A 17484-nucleotide genomic window follows, 5' to 3' on the forward strand; every position below is an offset into this window, starting at 1 on the left:
TCATCGCGCAATGGCGGTAAGGTAACACAAGTATTGGCAGTATATTTTATTGCAAGCGCACAAATAATCATTACACTAGAATTTTAAAGTACATTGCTGAGTCAATCATGGAAATTACCTGTCATCGAGATCCTGAAATCAACCGGGAAGCGCGTTACTTGCCGGCGAGTACTTACAATTTGGCCATCACGTTGTTATCGCGGTGTCCTACCAGGCATTTATTTGTCCCTATCCGCAGTATGCAGTACATGGCGATTATTGACAGCGAAGAATTTGTATTTATTGATGGAGAACGTAAATGCTGGATAGATATTGCCTGGCAGAATTTTAAGCCGCATGTGCGTGATGCTTTGGATCAACCGGTTGCGTATCAGGCAGTTTATTACCGCGACAACATGTCAGCGATAATGGCGCGTTTGCAAAGCGAATTTCCGGCGGCATTGCAAGCACTGATCAACAAGGAAAGATTGGAGGGGCCGGCACGGATTATCAATTTCCCGGCAAAAAGCTAGCGGGCTTGCTAATCATCATCTCTGAGTTCGGTATCCCAGCCTTTTTTCTTGGCATTTTCAATAGCCAGCGTATATAACCGCGTATGCCGCTCACGTAAGTCGTCCGGTAAGCGGCTTGGCAAGTGCGCGTAGGGTTCCCAAGCGGAATGGACCTTTTCGTACAGCGTTTGCATTTGCGCACCGCTCCAGCCTGTGCAGGTTTCTGTTTCCGGCAGAATGCCAAACACCCAGGCATCCCGCACGATACGGCCTAAATGCGTAAGCCCTTCATTGTTATCCTGATCGATACCTACATAGAATTGTTCTGTCATTGCGTTAATCTCATAAAGGTTTGCATTGGTTGTATCAGTAGTTTGAGCCTCTCGGGCCGGATTCGCTTTTTCAATGAGATGCTTCAGATTTTGTGTTGAAGCGGTTCAAAATATGATGCGCCATGTTTTTGGCAAGCTCCTCCTCGCCAAAGAATACCGTGCCCATATTATCCTTGCGCAGTAATTTTGTTTCATCCTCACTGCGGGTGCGTAACACAATTTCAATGTCCGGATTCAGCGTACGTGCGGTATCAATCATCTGGCGCACATTCAGTGGGTCAGGCGTGGCAATCACCAGCATACCTGCATCCTTGATATGCGCCTGTATCAGCACCGAAGGTTCTGTGGCATCACCGGAAACTGCATTGATACCTTGTTTGCGCAAATCTTGCACCAGTTCACGGTTTTGTTCCGCAACAATATAGGGAATATTCTGTTCGTTCAGCGCATTGGCAATGCGTTGGCCGACATGACCGTACCCCACGAGCACAACTTGGCCTTGCAGAAACTTGCGTTCGGTACTCGTGGGTAGTTCCGCAAATGGATCATCGCGATTTTCATATTTGCGCGCTAATGCTGAGTGTTTTAACATCCAATTTCTGAATGGCACGATAGCAGCGAAAGCAATGGGATTGAAGGCGATAGAAATCAACGCACCGGCAAGCACCAAACTCATGCCTTCCGCGGGCATCAATCCGAGCGACAATCCCAATCCCGCCAGAATGAAGGAGAACTCGCCAATTTGCCCCAGGCTGGCTGCTACGATCAAGACGGTATTCAGTGGGTAACCCAACATCAAAACCAGCAGCATGGCTGCGACAGATTTTCCCACGACAATGATTGCCACGACAGCTAAAACCCGCATAGGCTCTTCGACTAATACGGCCGGATCGAACAGCATGCCGACTGAGACGAAAAACAGTACCGCAAAGGCGTCACGTAGCGGCAGGGATTCTTCGGCGGCACGCTGGCTGAATTTGGATTCGCGCATGACCATGCCGGCAAAGAAGGCGCCCAGTGCGAAAGACACGTTAAACAGCGCCGCAGCGCCATAAGCAATACAGATAGCGACAGCAACGACAGCCAGCGTAAACATTTCGCGCGAGCCGGTACGGGCGACCTGCCATAGCAACCAGGGCAATACACGCCGGCCAACGATGAGCATCAAGGCAATGAAAGCTGAGACCAGCAGCAAGGTGATGCCAATCGTGTACCACAAGGGATCTGTTGCATTTTCAGCAGCGTTGGATCCTCCCAGCATGGTGGCAAACGAAGGCAACAATACCAGAATCAGCACCGTCACCAGGTCTTCAACGATCAACCAGCCGACAGCAATACGGCCGTTCATGGTTTCCAGAAACCCGCGTGATTCCAGCGCCTTCAGCAGCACCACCGTACTGGCACAGGATAATGACAAACCCAGCACCAAACCGGCACCCGCACTCCATCCCCACCACATTGCCAGCGTCATGCCGAGCGCGGTTGCGACCGCCATTTGAACGATTGCGCCAGGTAACGCGATGCGCTTGACAGCAAGTAGATCATCCAGCGAAAAGTGCAGACCAACCCCGAACATCAGTAACATAACACCGATTTCTGATAGTTGAGAAGCAATGCCGATATCCGCAACAAATCCTGGTGTCGAAGGGCTGATCGCGATTCCAGCCAGCAGATAGCCTACCAATGCGGGTGTTTTGAGCCGCTCTGCGATGAATCCAAAAATTAAAGCCAGACCAAAACCGGCTGCAATCGTCGTAATCAGGGCAACGTTATGTTCCATGTGGATTCCAATGTGTGTTATTTGCTGGTTTGTTTATTGTTTTGCTTAGCAGGTGTTGAAAAACGATCTGTATTGCTGCTACGGTGTTAAAAACAAGCTCAAGCTGCTCATTGATTACGCATAAACTGCGCTTTTCGCCTATTTTTGCCTGGTATCGGCTGCCTCGAAAATGCTTTTCGACGGCCTGTTAGTGTGCCTCAAGCTCGACGTTGCCCGGTGCTGTATCAGAGACAACCGGGTTATGTAAGAATTTCTCAAATTCGATACGTTCTTCTTCGATCGCTTCAAGAATCTGGCGCTTAAATTCTTCGCGCGAGAATGCTTCCTCGAGCATCAGCAGAAGCTTCTCAACAGTCAATCCAATGGTGATGCCGCCAATAATACCACCAATCGCTGCGCCGATGGCTGTGCCGATACCGGGAATGAATGAACCCAGTGCCATACCGGTGGCAGCGCCTGCCGCTGCTCCGCCCAAGGCACTCACTGCTTTGCCCGCGGTCACTTTAATCAGAGCTTGCGCACCGAGCTTGATGATACCTTTACCTGCCACTTTGGCTGTGATCTTGCCGGCGATGGCACCGGTGATGGCACCAGCGGTACCAATACCGCCGGAAATCAGCATACGGTTTTCCAGATTGACGATGACACTGTGCGCAGGCGGTTCTTTGAGTGCACTCAATGATGCATGCCTGACGATTTCCAGTTTTGAGTTATCGGCGGGCTGGACACGATTTTCGGTCAATATCTGTTCGACTTTTTGCACATGCGCGGCACGCAATTGTTGATTATTTTGTAGTACGTTTTCAATGGATTGTTGCACGGGACCGAATACATTACCTTTCATCAGATAATTTTGTAGTTTTTCTGCCATCCAATTTTCCAGCACACCTGTGGCTAGTGCCACGATCCGTTCATATTCGCCCGGCAGACTGTAGTACCAATCCAGGTAGTCATCAACATTCTCGGTCATTTGCCTAAACCCGGTATCAGTGGCTTCGCGCAGTTTTCCCAGCGATGCTTCCAGTTTGCCGAGGCTATCGAGATACGCCTGCTCAATTTGTTCCGTTGTGCCGGGTTTGTAGTAATTATCTCCGATCATTTCCACCGTTTCGACCACGGCTTGTTGTGAAGTGTGAATCTCTCTGATAGTTTCCGGATTAGAACGTAACCAGGCATCTACATACACCGTCGAGGGTACATAAATGAACAAGACAAAAAAAGTAGTGAACGCCGAAGTAATCGCCCAAGCCCACGGTGAGACCGCGGGTGGTTGATCGCTATCCTGAATGGGGCCAAATATGCGGCGGTATTCGGATAGCGATACCATGAAACTGGAAATCCCAAGCGCTACATTATAAAAAAACAGTACGCTGCCTAGAAAAATAGCGCCCAGATATAGCGCATCATTGAATGAATGTAAACTACCTAACGTGTAACGTTTCAGTCCTTCTATAAAACCCAATAACCGATTGGTTTCAAGAATGAGAATGCTGCTGGAAGCGCCATTCAGCTTTTGACTTTCCGTCGCGACGGCTTCTGCCAACGAGGTATATTGACGGCTTATATCAGCATGATTGACGAACACAACAAAAAACACGGCCATTGCCAACGCAGTGATCCAACGCGACCAGGTCAAAGATTTGTGCACAGCGATGTAAGGTTTGTATTCGTGCGCTGCGATGGAGAAACAAACCGTATAGATGGCGGCGAATACCGGAATGGCTGCGAAGAAGGTAACCCATTCCTGTTTTTCAGCCGCGCCGAGATAAAATAACAGCAGAAATGCAAAAATAATCGACCATAGCAACCACCAGATATATGCCAGAATCCGGCGCGTAAACAGCCAATGTAGAATGCCCAATTGCTTGAACTGACTGGAGAGATAAATTCTTTGTATGGTTACCGCATAGATGGCAGCAAAATAAATGGGTAATCCAAATAGAAATGTTACCGACAACGCAAACCATAGTTGCTGATCGGGAATCAGTCGCCCAAAATAGTAAGCAAAGCCCAGCCAGCTTGCAGAAAATGCCAGATAGCCAAGTGTTCTTACGAAACTAAAGTTTTTAAGCGCAGAAAACACAACAGAGATTCCTTCATGATAAGCGGCAGGAGATAAATACAAGCTACAGCAGGATGGAAAATAAACTAAAGTAGCTGGCTGATAGTAGACTGCATCCGGCTATTGACTGTCAAGAGAGTAATGGATGAATTAACCGGTATATTAATACCCCATTGGTTACGGGGAGTGTTTTATACCGTATAGGGTATTTGAGGTATTTTTGCGCTAATGTGTTTACGTTACGTACAATATATAACTTGCAATATTTTTGGTTTGAAAGTTGGGAGATTTGCATGCAGCAGAAGATATTGACGCATTGTATCTATTGTTTAATGATGTCGGCGACAATGACGGGTTGTGTATCTGCAACTGTCACCGCGGTAAACCTTGGTTTCTCGGATGCTTTTATCAACGAATGGCTTTATTCGTGGAGCATTGCTTTCCCAATTGGTTTCGCTCTTTTGCTGCTGCTGTCACCGCTATTCAGACGTATCGTCGACTCAATGATCCGCTAGTTTTAGGAATCAATCGGATTTTTTGCAATTTCAATCTACAATCCAACAAGAAAAATTTGATTTTAATGTCGATGACATCCGGTATTTAATAAATACCGGTATATTCGCGGCAGAATCTAATTTGCCGGAAAAGATAATCTAAAAGCTGAATAGATCCATTATGCAGCCAATGAGTCCTATCGAATCGGTTCGATGACAAAAGAATACAAGGCTTGCAACGAGTGATAGCATCGATGCGGCCAGTAATACAGCCGGCATTTTCAAACTTTTCTGGTCATATTTCGTTTTAATTACATTGGCAATGTCCTCATAGGATGATTCAGTTATTTCCATTCTTTTCCTGAGTTCATCCGGAGCTTCATTAATTGCAGCATTGACAGTTTGTTTTGTTTTTCTGCTAATGGGCGAAACAGGTTGTTGTTCCCTGATAGGCGGTGGTACTTCAGGCGGCGGTGCTTCAGATGATGGCGCTTTGGCTGGTGGTGTTTCAGTTGATGTTGCTGCAGGAGCACTCTGCTGTGCTGCTGCGTGCATTTCCTGAGTTTTTCTTTCTTGACTCTTCAACGAAACAATGTAATGGAAAACGTCTGTTCTCAATCCTAAGCGCTGTGTGGCTTCATAGACATCATGTGCATCAACTGCGGGTTTTTCCCTTTCAAATGCGACACTCAGTGATCTGTCGCACAATGAGTTGATGGTTCGCGGTGTTCCACCCGCGTGAAATGCAATGGAAAGTGCCTCCCATCCGGTATCCGATATGAGATCGGGGGTGCCGCCAGCAACCTTGATGCGATGCGAGATATATCTTTTGACGGCTTCGACATTCATCCTCCCCAGCGTTTCAAGTGCGGCAATCCGCTGTTTAAAGGGCTCCATCGTCGGTCTGTTGATCATTTCCAATAATTCTTCCTGACCGAGGAGCAGCAATTGAATGAGCTTAATGGACCCTTCTTCAAGATTGTTGAGCAAACGGACACCATTGATCACATCATCTGACATCAAATGCGATTCATCGATGATGATCAGACATTTCTTCCCTTCGGAATTGATCTTTAAAAGTGCATTGCGGATATCCCGCATCACAAAGGTTTTTTCGGATGAAGAGGGCTGCAATCCCAGTTCCTGAGCCAGGAACAAATAGAGGTCGCTACTATTTGCAGGTGGTTCTGCCATCCATATTAATTTGATGTTTTCAGGAAAATCAGCTTTTATCATCTGACTGAGCGTCGTTTTGCCGGAGCCGATTGGTCCGGTTACAACGATTAATCCTCGTCCGCTTTGTAAAGACCCGGATATCTGCTTGCGGATGCGTGCATGGTCGCCCTGATCATAAAAAAACAGTGGATCCGGTACATTCTCGAATGGGAGTATGTTGAGGTTAAAGTGTTGCGCGTACATGTGCATTAATTTTCCCCTTCTTTAAGCATAAGCTTTACTTCGACTCTACGGTTTGCTGCTCTACCTTCTTCTGTATTGTTAGTGCTTATCGGGCGGGTGTCGCCATACCCAATGACGGAAATTCGTTCTTGCGGTATGCCACGAGAAATCAATATATTCGCAATCGCTTTCGCCCTGCGTATTGATAGCTCCATGTTGCCATTGTGTAACTTACCCGTCGGTATATTGTCGGTATGTCCCTCTATAATAATAATGCTGTTTGGAAATACTGATATCTCACTGATTAATTTCTCAATCTTGGAAGCGGCAGCATCGTTGATGATATCCTGACCGGAACGAAATGTTTGGCCGCCAAAGACTGTCAGGATGCGGGGATGATTTGCGAAATCTGTGGCTTTAATGCTTTCGCTAATTTTTTCTGTTGTTATTGGCTTGTCTTCAGGCTTTGTGCTGGTTGTTTCCAAGTCTGTAGCAATAGCACTACCGGCATCCTGACGTTCCGCTGAATTTTGGGTTATAGCACTTGATTCAACGGGTGCATCGCTGGGATGATCTGGATAAGCAGGTGTGTAAACTGGTGGTGTATTGACCAAAGGCAAATCTGCTAAAGGGATATTGGCCAAGGGTGTCTGAACCGAGAGTTCCGATGCCCTGAACACGATGAAGGCGGATAAGGTAAAAAATATCAGGGATAGTCCAATCATAATGGAGCGCATAATCAAGTACTCGATTTAATATGTTTTAAATGAAAACAGGTATCAACGGACTAAAGCCGGAATATTTTAGCGTATTGAGCGGTGCTTTGCTTATATGAATGAGTTAGTCATCAAGGGTTTTAAAGTTAATTGGTAAATTTTCAACTACAATTGAATTTGCATTCTTAGAAATCACGCGAACTGATGGATTGAAACTTGCGAACTTAAAAGGAGAGTGATTTTGAATCAGAGATCAAGTAGTAATGCCATTGGCACCAATGAACATATCATTACCGGTACCAACGGTTGGATCATGTTGCTGATATTGTTGCCGGCACTCGCGTTTGCAGTTTTCCTCGTTGCTATGCCAGGTAGTCCTATTAAGTTGATTGGTGGAGCAGTGTTACTGGTAATAACGCTATTTTGCTGCAAAGGCTTATTTACGCTTGAGCCTAACCAGGCAGCCGTGATGATCTTTTTTGGCAGCTATGCTGGAACTGTATGCGAAAGCGGTTTTTTTTGGGTCAATCCATTTTATCGTAGAACGCGAGTGTCACTGCGTATCAACAATTGGAATACCCCGGTGCTTAAGGTCAACGATGAACGCGGTAGTCCGATTGAAATTGCGGCAGTGGTTGCATGGCGTGTGCAGGATACCGCGCGGGCGGTTTTCGATGTCGAGAGTGTACTGAATTATCTGCAAATCCAAAGTGAATCGGCAGTACGTCAGGTTGCCAGCAGCCATGCCTACGATGATACTGAAGTGCTCGAAGGAAAGCGTAAGAAAAGCTTGCGCACTGATTTGGACGCGATTGCCGGGTTGTTGCGCGAATCTATACAGCAGCATGTCGATGTGGCAGGTATCGTGATCGAAGAAGCCAAAATCGCCCATCTTGCCTATGCACCGGAGATTGCCAATGCCATGTTGCGGCGTCAACAAGCGGAAGCGGTCGTGATGGCGCGTCAGAAACTGGTTGATGGCGCAGTCGGTATGGTGGAGGTGGCACTGAAAAACCTCGAGGACAAGAAAATCGTATCGTTGACTTCTGATCAGCGTGCAGTACTGGTTACCAATATGATGACCGTATTATTGTCGGAAACCGGCGCGCAACCGGTAATTCAGATGGCGCAAACGACGCAATGACGGGCGCTTATGGTTTAAATGCGCTTCTCCGTCTGCTTGAGCGGCATGATATGATGCTTTTAACAAATTGATCTTAATCTAGGAAAAATGACGCTTTCTTTTCGATAATAAGCTATCAAGCTTTGTTGTAATTGTTGTGAGGAGAAACTGATGAAATTCACTTCGCTTACGCAGCGTTTCGCTGTTTGGTTTACATTGGTTTCCTTACTGCCAATATTGGTTATTGGCAATAGCTTGTTACATACCTTCGAAAAGGAAATTAAAAATTCCGCCATTCGAAATGTGTCTGCGATCGCTGATAAAAAGATTGAGCAGATTGACAGCTACTTGAAGGAACGCTTTCTTGATTCCAGCTTGGTGCGTGATTCCAGCACAACACATGAAGCCCTCATAGGATTTTCCAGAATTTTTGAACAAAGCGGTGTGGAATCCGATGATTATCGCCAGTTGGATGCCAGTTATCGTGAGAATTTCAAACGCTTTGTTCAGGAAGCGAAATATTACGATATATTTCTGATTTCCACTAAAGGCGATATCGTCTACACGCAAGCGCATGAATCTGATTTTGCAACTAACTTACTCACAGGCCCCTATCGCGATACCGGGCTCGGTAAAGTTACCCGGTACGCGCTGGATAATTTAAAAAGCAGTATCTCCGACTTTGAACGCTATGAACCGTCCAAGGGTGCAATCGCGGCATTTGTTGCGACGCCGGTAGTTATAAACGGAGAGATTAAAGGCGTATTGGCGCTGCAAATCTACAGTGAACGCGTATTCGCAGTGATCGCAAATAACGTTGGGCTTAGCAGCAGCGGTGAAACCGTTGTGGCACGGCTTGAAGATGGTGATTCTGCTTTAGTCATGGCACCGCTAAAGTACGATCCTGATGCTGCTTTGAAACGCAAAATTCCGCTCGGTACACCGACTGCTGAAGCCATGCAAAATGCTTTGAATGGTAATTCCGGTGGTGCGCTGACGCTGGATTATCGTGGCAAGGAAGTGGTTGCCGCCTGGCGCTACTTGCCGCTCATGAAATGGGGCGTCGTGGTGCATATTGATGCCGATGAAGCATTCGCCTCGGTGTATAAATTGCATTTTATCGGTTTGGTAATTTTGGTTTTGACATTAGTGGCTGCCCTATTGGGTGCTGTATTGTTTAATCGTCGTGTTGTGGATCCTTTAAAACACTTGAATCAAAGTGCCTTGGAAATATCGGCAGGCAATTTACATCAACGTGCTGCGATTGAAGGTTGGGACGAGATGAGGCAACTCGCAGACACGTTCAACAATATGGTGGAACGACTGGATGCCAGTAATCAGCAACGCAACAAAGCTGAAGAAAATCTGCTGCAACTGAATCAGGAACTGGAATGCAGAGTTGCCGCGCGTACCGATGATTTACAGCGCGCCAATACAGCTTTAGCCATTAAAGAAGAAGAAATGCGCTCTGTCGTTGAGCATATGGTGGACTGCGTGGTCACTACCGATGAAATAGGTACGATTCTTTCCGCTAACTTGGTGATGGGAAAACTATTCGGTTATAGCCATGATGAAATGATCGGACAAAACATCGCAATCATCGTGCCAGAACCGGATCGTAGTATGCATATCGGTTATATGGAAAATTATTGCCGTACCGGACATGGTCAGGAATATGTCGGTCGCCCCTATTTATCCGGTACGCATGGTATTGGCCTTGGCCGTGAAGTTGAAGGCGTGCGTAAGGATGGAGAACGCATTGAATTGTATCTGGCTGTCAGCGAATATTTTGTTGGCGGAAAACGGCATTTTACCGGTGTGATGCGCGATATCCGTGAGCATGTGCGCATCATGAAGGATTTAAAACAGGCCAGAATTGAAGCCGAGCAGGCCAATAAAGCCAAATCGGCTTTTCTTGCCGCCATGAGTCATGAAATTCGCACGCCCATGAATGGTGTGATCGGCATGGTTGATGTGTTGAGGCAAACCAGTTTGAGTGGTTATCAAATGGAAATGGCTAATTTAATACGCGATTCAGCGTATGCCTTACTCGCCATTATTGAAGATATTCTTGATTTTTCCAAGATTGAAGCAGGCAAGCTGGAAATAGAAAAAATTCCCATGCGCTTGGCTAGTGTCGTGGAAAATGCCTGTGGCATGCTGGCACATTTGGCATTGACTAAGAAAGTGGAGTTGACCCTGTTTATTGATCCTGCAATTCCGGAAAATGTATTGGGGGATCCGCTACGTCTGCGCCAGGTGCTCATCAATATTGTCAATAATGCAATCAAGTTTTCCAGTAGACCGGAAAAAAACGGCAAAGTATCGGTGCGCGTGCTATTGGCAGAATCTCATCCTGATCAGGTCATCATTACATTTCAGGTGAGTGATAACGGTATCGGTATGAATAAGGAAACGCAGGAAAAGCTTTTTAAATCCTTTTCACAAGGTGACGCTTCGACCACAAGACGTTTTGGCGGAACCGGACTCGGATTGGCTATTTCTCACCATCTGGCGGAATTGATGGATGCGGAAATAGCCGTGCAAAGTGAGCCTCAGCAAGGTTCCACCTTTATTATACAAATGCCATTTAAACCGTTGCCGGCTACGTCGATCACTGATAGTAAGATTGACGATCTGACTGGTTTGAATTGCTTAATATTAGGTGACATGGATGGCTTAAGCAGTGACCTGGCTGTTTATCTGAAAAGTGCCGGTGCAACTGCCGAACAGGTGTCTAATCTGGATTCAGTGCGTCAACTTATCCAAAATCTGGTTCCCGGTTTGTGGCTCATTGTGATCGATGCCGGACAACAAACGCCGTCCATTGAGGAATTACGTAAGATATTTGCTACTCGTTCCAATGCATTAGGGCGTACGGTAGCCGCTGAGTCTACCGCGATACAATCTGACATAGAACCGCACTTTATCATTATCAAGCGCGGCCGCCGCCGGCAAGCGCGCATTGAAGATATCGATATCGTCACACTGGATGGCGATGTGATGTATCGTCAATCCTTGCTTCGCGCAATGGCCATTGCGGCGGGAAGGGTTGGATTAAGTGAGGGAAAAACATCATCCTCCGATGCACTCAGCAAATCCGGACCCGCGCCCGTTTCGCGCGAAGATGCTTTGCGGCAGGGCAAACTGATTCTGGTGGCTGAGGATAACGATATTAACCAGAAAGTGATTAAACAACAGCTTAACTTACTCGGTTATGCTGCAGATATTGCAAATGATGGCAGTGAAGCATTAAAACGTTTGCAGAAGGAGAATTACGGTCTATTGCTGACAGATTTGCATATGCCGGAAATGGATGGTTTTGAGTTGACAAAGAATGTTCGTGCGCAAGAAGCCGGCGGCCAGAAACATATTCCCATCATCGCATTGACTGCTAATGCGCTGAAAGGTGAAAGGGAACACTGTCTGAATACCGGTATGGATGATTATCTGAGCAAACCGGCACAACTTGAAGATTTACGATCAATCTTGGAAAAATACTTATCCGGCAATAAAGCTGCTGCAGATGCAAAGTCAGCACCCCAACCTGCCGTGACCGCTTCCGAAACTGAATCAGTTACGATGCCGGTGGATATCCGTGTTCTTGAACAACTGGTAGGCAATGATCCGGAAATGATCAAAGACATGCTGCAGGATTATCGCACCAGCGCGGAAAAAACAGCTGCAGAACTACGAATTGCATATCAAGCAGGACAATGGGCGACAGTTGGTTCACTCGCACACAAACTCAAATCTTCATCACGCTCAGTGGGTGCGCTGGCATTGGGTGAATTGTGTGCAAGCATGGAGCAGGCAGGCAAAAGTAACGACGCAAAGGTATTGACAGAATTGTTACCCAGTTTTGATGCAGAGATGGCTACAGTTGAAACATATTTGGCTGCATTGTATGAAAAAAATGCATGAGATTTTACCAGGCTGTTGAAAAATTATTTGCGTGCCGCTACGGTGTTAAAAACAGGCTCAACATGCTGATTGCATGCATAAACTGCACTTTATCACCTGTTTTTGCCTGGTATCGACCGCCTCGAAAACGTTTTTCAACAACGTGGTAAGTATGGATCTTTTGATAATAATCGACCAATAAAGACTACACGGAATCAGCTATTAATCCACTGCTTACTCTGTTTTTCCATTCTGCTATCCAATCGAAAAAATTGGCAGCCTGTAATGGCCTTGAAACAAAATTTCCCTGTGCTAAATCACATCCCGTTTGACGTAAGAGTTCCCAATCATGCTGATCTTCCACACCTTCCGCTACAGTTTCCATACCTAATTGTTTTGCCACGGATAAACTGGCGTCATATATGGCGCGTAGCGTGTCATCCGCCCACGCGCGGTGGACAAAACTTTGGTCAATTTTGAGTTCATCAAAAGGAATATCCCGCAATTGGGCTAATGATGAGTGCCCGGTACCGAAGTCATCAATCGACAAATGAAATCTTTTGAGACGCAACCGCGTCAGAATTTCGAGTGGAACCCGTGCATCGGCGCCCATCACCTGACTTTCGGTCACTTCCAACACGATGCCTTGTGGTGACAGACCTGCCTGAGTGACCAGCTTGACTACGAGATCCTGGAAATCCAGTGATGCCAGATTATCCATGGAAACATTAATCGCCACGCGCAGGTTCAATCCATTTTCACGCCATATTTTGGCTTGCGTCAAGGCGTTGGTCAGGACACAGGTGGTCAGTTCATTAATCAGATGATTTTTTTCTGCAATACCGATAAAGTGATCGGGAAATACCAGACCATCGGTTGGGTGATGCCAGCGCACCAGTGTTTCGACACCAATCACTTCACCGGTCTCCACAGATACTTTCGGCTGATAATAATTCACTAATTCATGATTGGAAATGGCAGACTGTAATTCTTCCGCACTATAAATTTTTTTATTGGATTGCGGTTTATTTTCTGAAGAATGAGGTTCCCAATGACTCATTACTTCAGATAATTTGTCGGGATTAACGGGTTTATGCAGATAGCCAAGCATCGGTATTTTATGCGCATGAACCAATTTCTCGGCAGTTTTCAGCATACGCTCATCTTCACCGCTGACCAGAATGAGATCGCCATGATATTGCCGGTCGACCAGATATCGCACAAATTCGATGCCGTCCATATCCGGCATGTTGAGATCGAGTAGAATCAAATCGGGACGAGTATCAGCATCATCAATTCTTTTGAGCGCATCGCGACCATTGTCACAAGAACTGACAGCGGTATAGCCCTGTTTGGCAAGCATGCGAGTCAAGAGCTTGAGCATAAAAGTGTCGTCGTCAAGGATCAGGATCTTAATGGTGGATGTGCTGTTCATGACTGTTTTCGAGTAAATAATAGAGAAAGAATATACGATACGACACTTTTCACAGATCATACACTGTGTTTCTATAAAGATGATAGTGATTCAATAGTGTGGGCGATTTAATGAAGTGCAAGACCGCAAGCCGTTGTTTCTGTCAATTTCAACATTTTGGTGTTTTTTCTGGCAGCTTGTTTATGGCTGCTTCGTTTTTCTGTCGATACTTCAATGCTTGCCATGCTGTTCTGACATCCACCAGTTCGTGCGGGATCAACAGTGTAATCGTGATTTCTTCAATGGCTGCATACAGGCAAAATAAAGCAGCGAATCGGAACGGCCAGTCGGATAGGCCGGTAAAAAGCAGGATATAACCTACCACAGTGACCGCGACGGCGAGCTTTACACTCCACGTGTGATAGCTGCTGACAGTATGAAATTTGATGAGACCGATACAAACCGGCAGTGTGAAGCTTAAGACAATGATAATGAAATAAAGCTTTTCCCGTAGTATGATGTCCGGCCATAATATCCAGGCACAGATTGCCATCGTTGAATAGATGATGAAATCACCCCAGCTGTCAAGGTGCGAACCCAGCTGGGTGATTTGATGCAATATTCTGGCGAGAAAACCATCCAATACGTCGGTAAACACTGCAAATACTAATACGCCCATGAACCAATACGGCTGCTGAGTGAATGCAAAATAAAACAATACCGGTGCCATGAATATCCGTATCAGGCTTACCAGGTTGGGCAAATTAATTATTTGATCTTTAGTATGGTTTATCATGATCATGCCTAACTAAAATTCAATGGTTGCTGCGCAGTCGAGAAGAAATAGGGTATAAGGAATTCATGGGTAGTATGACTTGCAAAAAACGCAAAAATTCTGAAACGCTATGTCCGGCACATCGATAAAAGTTCTGACTTACAATATTCACAAGGGATTCAGCGCGACTAACCTGCGTTTTATTCTGCACGAGATAAAAAACTCACTACGCCATATTGATGCGGACGTTGTTTTTCTACAAGAGGTACATGGTGAACGCAACATATCCAAAAACCGCTTTGATGATTGGCCTAATAACCGGCAATTTGAATTTCTGGCCGACCAGGTTTGGCACCATCATGCATATGGAAAGAACGTGATTTATAAATCAGGACACCATGGTAATGCAATTTTGAGCAAGTATCCCTTTATTGAATGGGAGAATATCAATGTTTCCATGTTGCGATCGGCCAGTCGCAGCTTACTACATGGCACAATTCAGATTCCTGGGACCAACCAGAAAATCCATATTATTTGCGTTCATCTGGGTTTGTTTGAACTTGAAAGAGAACGTCAACTTTCAATGCTGGCCAAGCGCATCAACTCCCATGTTCCATCGGATGAGCCGTTGATTATTGCCGGGGATTTTAATGACTGGCGTGGTCGTGCTGAATATTATTTGCACCAAGACTTGGGAGTTCAGGAAGTTTTTAAACACGCCCACGGTGCTTATGCTCGTACTTTTCCTGCCTGGTTGCCTATATTATCGATGGATCGTATTTATTTTCGCGGTCTTGATATTGTCAACTGCATTCATTTGTATGGTCAGCCGTGGCGCCGTTTGTCTGATCACACGCCATTGCTCGCCGAATTTAAATTGGTTTAGCGTATCTTCTTTATAGCCAAGTGAAAACAAAGATGATAAGAGGAATCAAGAGTGGATCCCAAGTTGCCATTTTAGGGCAGGACAATTTTACTAAGAGAGATTTATTAGATTGACCCTCGGTAAAGCCAAGGGTCAAGGATATTGCTGATTTGAGCGATTAATGTTTAGATTCGCGCATATGTTTCATGGCTTCTTCGGAATGCTTAGCTGATTCAGCACCATGACCCATTTCAGCATGTTTAATCGCTTCTTCTAAGTGCTTAACAGCTTCATCCATATGTTTATGGGCATCGGCATGTCCTTTACCTGCTTCTTTAGCATGCGTCAAGCTGTCTTTTGCATGCTGAAGCGCTTCTTTTGCATGCCCCATTTCGCCATGCGCTTGGGATTTCCCAGCGTGTTCCATCGCTTCTGAAGTATGCCCGGCATCAGTTGCCCAAACTTGGGTGCTCATAAACAATACTAATGTTCCTGCTGCAATCGTTGCTGATATAGCTCGCATGACAATGACTCCTTTTTTCATATTGATATATTAAAAATGTGAACACTTGCTGCAAACTGTACCGATCAATCCAACACGAGAAGGCATATCACTTTCCCAACAGCTCTTTCTCCATTGACCAGCACATGATTTACTTATATCACAGATCGTGGAAAAAATAATAGTAGACGACACCATTAATTTCGTATGAACAGCAGCAAGCTACAATGATATGTGGCGGAGTCAGTGCACGATTCTATCTTTAGTGTCTGATGAAAAAGAAGTTATACCTTTTTCCTGCCATGGGTTCTCGATATCCCAAGCATGTACCTGCTTGAGAATTTCCCCGATTAATTTATGCAGCTGTGCAGCACTGAGTACCAAGATAATTTCGGTGGTTTTGCTTGAATCCAGGAATTCAAGTTTGATTTTCTGATCACTATCGGTCGATTCGCCTTTGGTTAAATTGATGGTGTGAATTAGAAAAGATTCGATCTGATGATTGGATTGTATTTTTCCATACGTAACGGCTACGTTCTGTTGCGATATCTGATGATGCAGGTGATTGATTTCCCACTGCTGTTCGGATGTCTTGGGCATAGCAGCAGTATACTGTTGAGAGAGCCAGTTAGGCAGTTGAATTAGTAAGCCTTTAAAAAACTGGCGTGTCATGAGACCCAGTAACTGTTTCTTATCTTTGCCGTTGAATATTAAGCTAAGTCTGTCCTGTTCTTTGTCATAGAAAGTTGTAATGGAGTCTGCGATAAATGCCATAAGGGTTTTCGTTGATGTAATACGCTTTATTTTACTATTTAATTCGGGGATATCGAAGAAGATAATGTAGTTTGTTCGGACAAAAGGGACTGCGGAGATAGCCTTGTTTAAAGGGATGTTAAGTTGCTGGAAATATCGAAGCAATAGAGTGGCAGTATTGAGAATTTATATCTGTGGGTAATTTCGACCGGAAATTGTTGTGTTGTTTCTAACAATTCCGGCCGAGATGATGATTCAACAAGTAAGTATTCCACATGTTTGCCCAATCACTTGGGTTGATTAAAAAACAATGGTCCAACCCGGTTGGTTTGCTTGTTGTTTTGTATAAGAAACGCCATGTACTTTTAATCCATTCTGGTTTAAAAGTGTGATGATCCCGCCTTTATTGGATAAAGTCATAGGAGGTTGAATATCAACACGCAGTGTCGCACTTGGATCCAACTGACCGCTTAACGGCATTTTTATTTTCTGTTTATCTGCTAAATGCCAACCATTGAGGGAAATAACGCGATCGCTGGCATTCAGTAAATGTACCCATTCTTTTTCAGGGGATTGCTTGGAATTGACCATTGCTGCGACAATGCGTATCAATCCATCTTCAATGTCATCAACAATTGTATGGCCTGTTGTATCATCAGTATGCCAACTTTGTGACTGGAATTTAAGAAAAACAGCTGTCCATTGTTGTTGCAGCGGAAAGTGGAACAGCAGGCCGCCATCCTGCCATACGCCATCGTCTGCGATAAAACTTCCGACATTGCCCTGGTTCATGTGAATATCATGAATACCGTTACCTGGCACAAAACCGAAATATTTGTCCGCTTTGTTGCTTTCCGGACCCCAGCGTTCACCTCA

The 17484-nt window shown here is 45.4% G+C and carries 14 protein-coding genes and 1 pseudogene; 5 read left to right on the plus strand and 10 right to left on the minus strand.

All coding sequences use genetic code 11. The annotated features are described in order from the left end of the window. The first annotated feature begins 107 nt into the window (after positions 1-107). Positions 108-512, plus strand: coding sequence for a hypothetical protein (locus Q0K92_RS00135; RefSeq protein ID WP_297323769.1), 405 nt, complete (start codon positions 108-110; stop codon positions 510-512). Between the two features lie 8 nt (positions 513-520). Here the strand turns inward: Q0K92_RS00135 and Q0K92_RS00140 are convergent, their stop codons facing one another. The 3 genes from Q0K92_RS00140 to Q0K92_RS00150 form a co-directional block, all read right to left on the minus strand. Further along, on the minus strand, positions 521-823 hold the full coding sequence (locus Q0K92_RS00140; protein WP_297323770.1) for a hypothetical protein: 303 nt from the start codon (positions 821-823) through the stop codon (positions 521-523). Positions 824-893: 70 nt separating this feature from the next. Next, positions 894-2603, minus strand: coding sequence for a YbaL family putative K(+) efflux transporter (gene ybaL, locus Q0K92_RS00145; protein WP_297323771.1), 1710 nt, complete (start codon positions 2601-2603; stop codon positions 894-896). Positions 2604-2790: 187 nt separating this feature from the next. Next, positions 2791-4728, minus strand: coding sequence for a hypothetical protein (locus Q0K92_RS00150; protein ID WP_297323772.1), 1938 nt, complete (start codon positions 4726-4728; stop codon positions 2791-2793). 230 nt (positions 4729-4958) lie between these two features. Here Q0K92_RS00150 and Q0K92_RS00155 point away from each other — a divergent pair, with 230 nt between their 5' ends. Beyond that, entirely contained in the window at positions 4959-5180 is a 222-nt protein-coding gene (locus tag Q0K92_RS00155) for a DUF2798 domain-containing protein (protein WP_297323773.1), read from the plus strand. Between the two features lie 138 nt (positions 5181-5318). Here the strand turns inward: Q0K92_RS00155 and Q0K92_RS00160 are convergent, their stop codons facing one another. Then, positions 5319-6584 carry an AAA family ATPase gene (locus Q0K92_RS00160; RefSeq protein WP_297323774.1) on the minus strand — a complete coding sequence of 422 codons (1266 nt, stop codon included), beginning with the start codon at positions 6582-6584 and terminating at the stop codon, positions 5319-5321. Further along, on the minus strand, positions 6584-7294 hold the full coding sequence (locus Q0K92_RS00165) for an OmpA family protein (protein WP_297323775.1): 711 nt from the start codon (positions 7292-7294) through the stop codon (positions 6584-6586). Before Q0K92_RS00165 ends, Q0K92_RS00160 begins: the two co-directional genes overlap by 1 nt. A 220-nt stretch (positions 7295-7514) precedes the next feature. On the opposite strand from Q0K92_RS00165, the gene Q0K92_RS00170 reads away from it, so the two are divergent. Continuing rightward, the gene (locus Q0K92_RS00170) at positions 7515-8417 is read left to right on the plus strand and encodes an SPFH domain-containing protein (protein ID WP_297323776.1); all 903 of its coding nucleotides are present in this window, start codon (positions 7515-7517) and stop codon (positions 8415-8417) included. A 150-nt stretch (positions 8418-8567) separates the two neighbouring features. After that, positions 8568-12320, plus strand: coding sequence for an ATP-binding protein (locus tag Q0K92_RS00175; RefSeq protein ID WP_297323777.1), 3753 nt, complete (start codon positions 8568-8570; stop codon positions 12318-12320). 184 nt (positions 12321-12504) lie between these two features. On the opposite strand, the gene Q0K92_RS00180 is transcribed toward Q0K92_RS00175, so the two are convergent. Continuing rightward, positions 12505-13734, minus strand: a complete 1230-nt coding sequence (locus Q0K92_RS00180) for an EAL domain-containing protein (protein WP_297323778.1) — start codon at positions 13732-13734, stop codon at positions 12505-12507. Positions 13735-13882: 148 nt separating this feature from the next. Continuing rightward, complete coding sequence (locus Q0K92_RS00185; protein ID WP_297323779.1) at positions 13883-14509, minus strand: CDP-alcohol phosphatidyltransferase family protein; 627 nt, start codon at positions 14507-14509, stop codon at positions 13883-13885. 109 nt (positions 14510-14618) lie between these two features. Here Q0K92_RS00185 and Q0K92_RS00190 point away from each other — a divergent pair, with 109 nt between their 5' ends. Then, positions 14619-15374 carry an endonuclease/exonuclease/phosphatase family protein gene (locus Q0K92_RS00190; protein WP_297323780.1) on the plus strand — a complete coding sequence of 252 codons (756 nt, stop codon included), beginning with the start codon at positions 14619-14621 and terminating at the stop codon, positions 15372-15374. A 157-nt stretch (positions 15375-15531) separates the two neighbouring features. On the opposite strand, the gene smbP is transcribed toward Q0K92_RS00190, so the two are convergent. From smbP to Q0K92_RS00205, 3 genes and pseudogenes are all read right to left on the minus strand, one after another. Next, a complete protein-coding gene (gene smbP / locus Q0K92_RS00195; protein WP_297323781.1) occupies positions 15532-15897 on the minus strand; it encodes a small metal-binding protein SmbP in 366 nt (121 codons plus the stop codon). 201 nt (positions 15898-16098) lie between these two features. Next, positions 16099-16629: a hypothetical protein gene (locus Q0K92_RS00200; protein WP_297323782.1), complete on the minus strand. Its 531-nt coding sequence runs from the start codon at positions 16627-16629 to the stop codon at positions 16099-16101. 279 nt (positions 16630-16908) lie between these two features. Then, positions 16909-17469 (minus strand): annotated as a pseudogene (locus Q0K92_RS00205) (DUF2278 family protein); the annotation flags it as partial. Between the last annotated feature and the right edge of the window lie 15 nt (positions 17470-17484).

Origin of the sequence: Nitrosomonas sp. (assembly GCF_024282095.1) — a bacterium.
Lineage (GTDB): Bacteria > Pseudomonadota > Gammaproteobacteria > Burkholderiales > Nitrosomonadaceae > Nitrosomonas.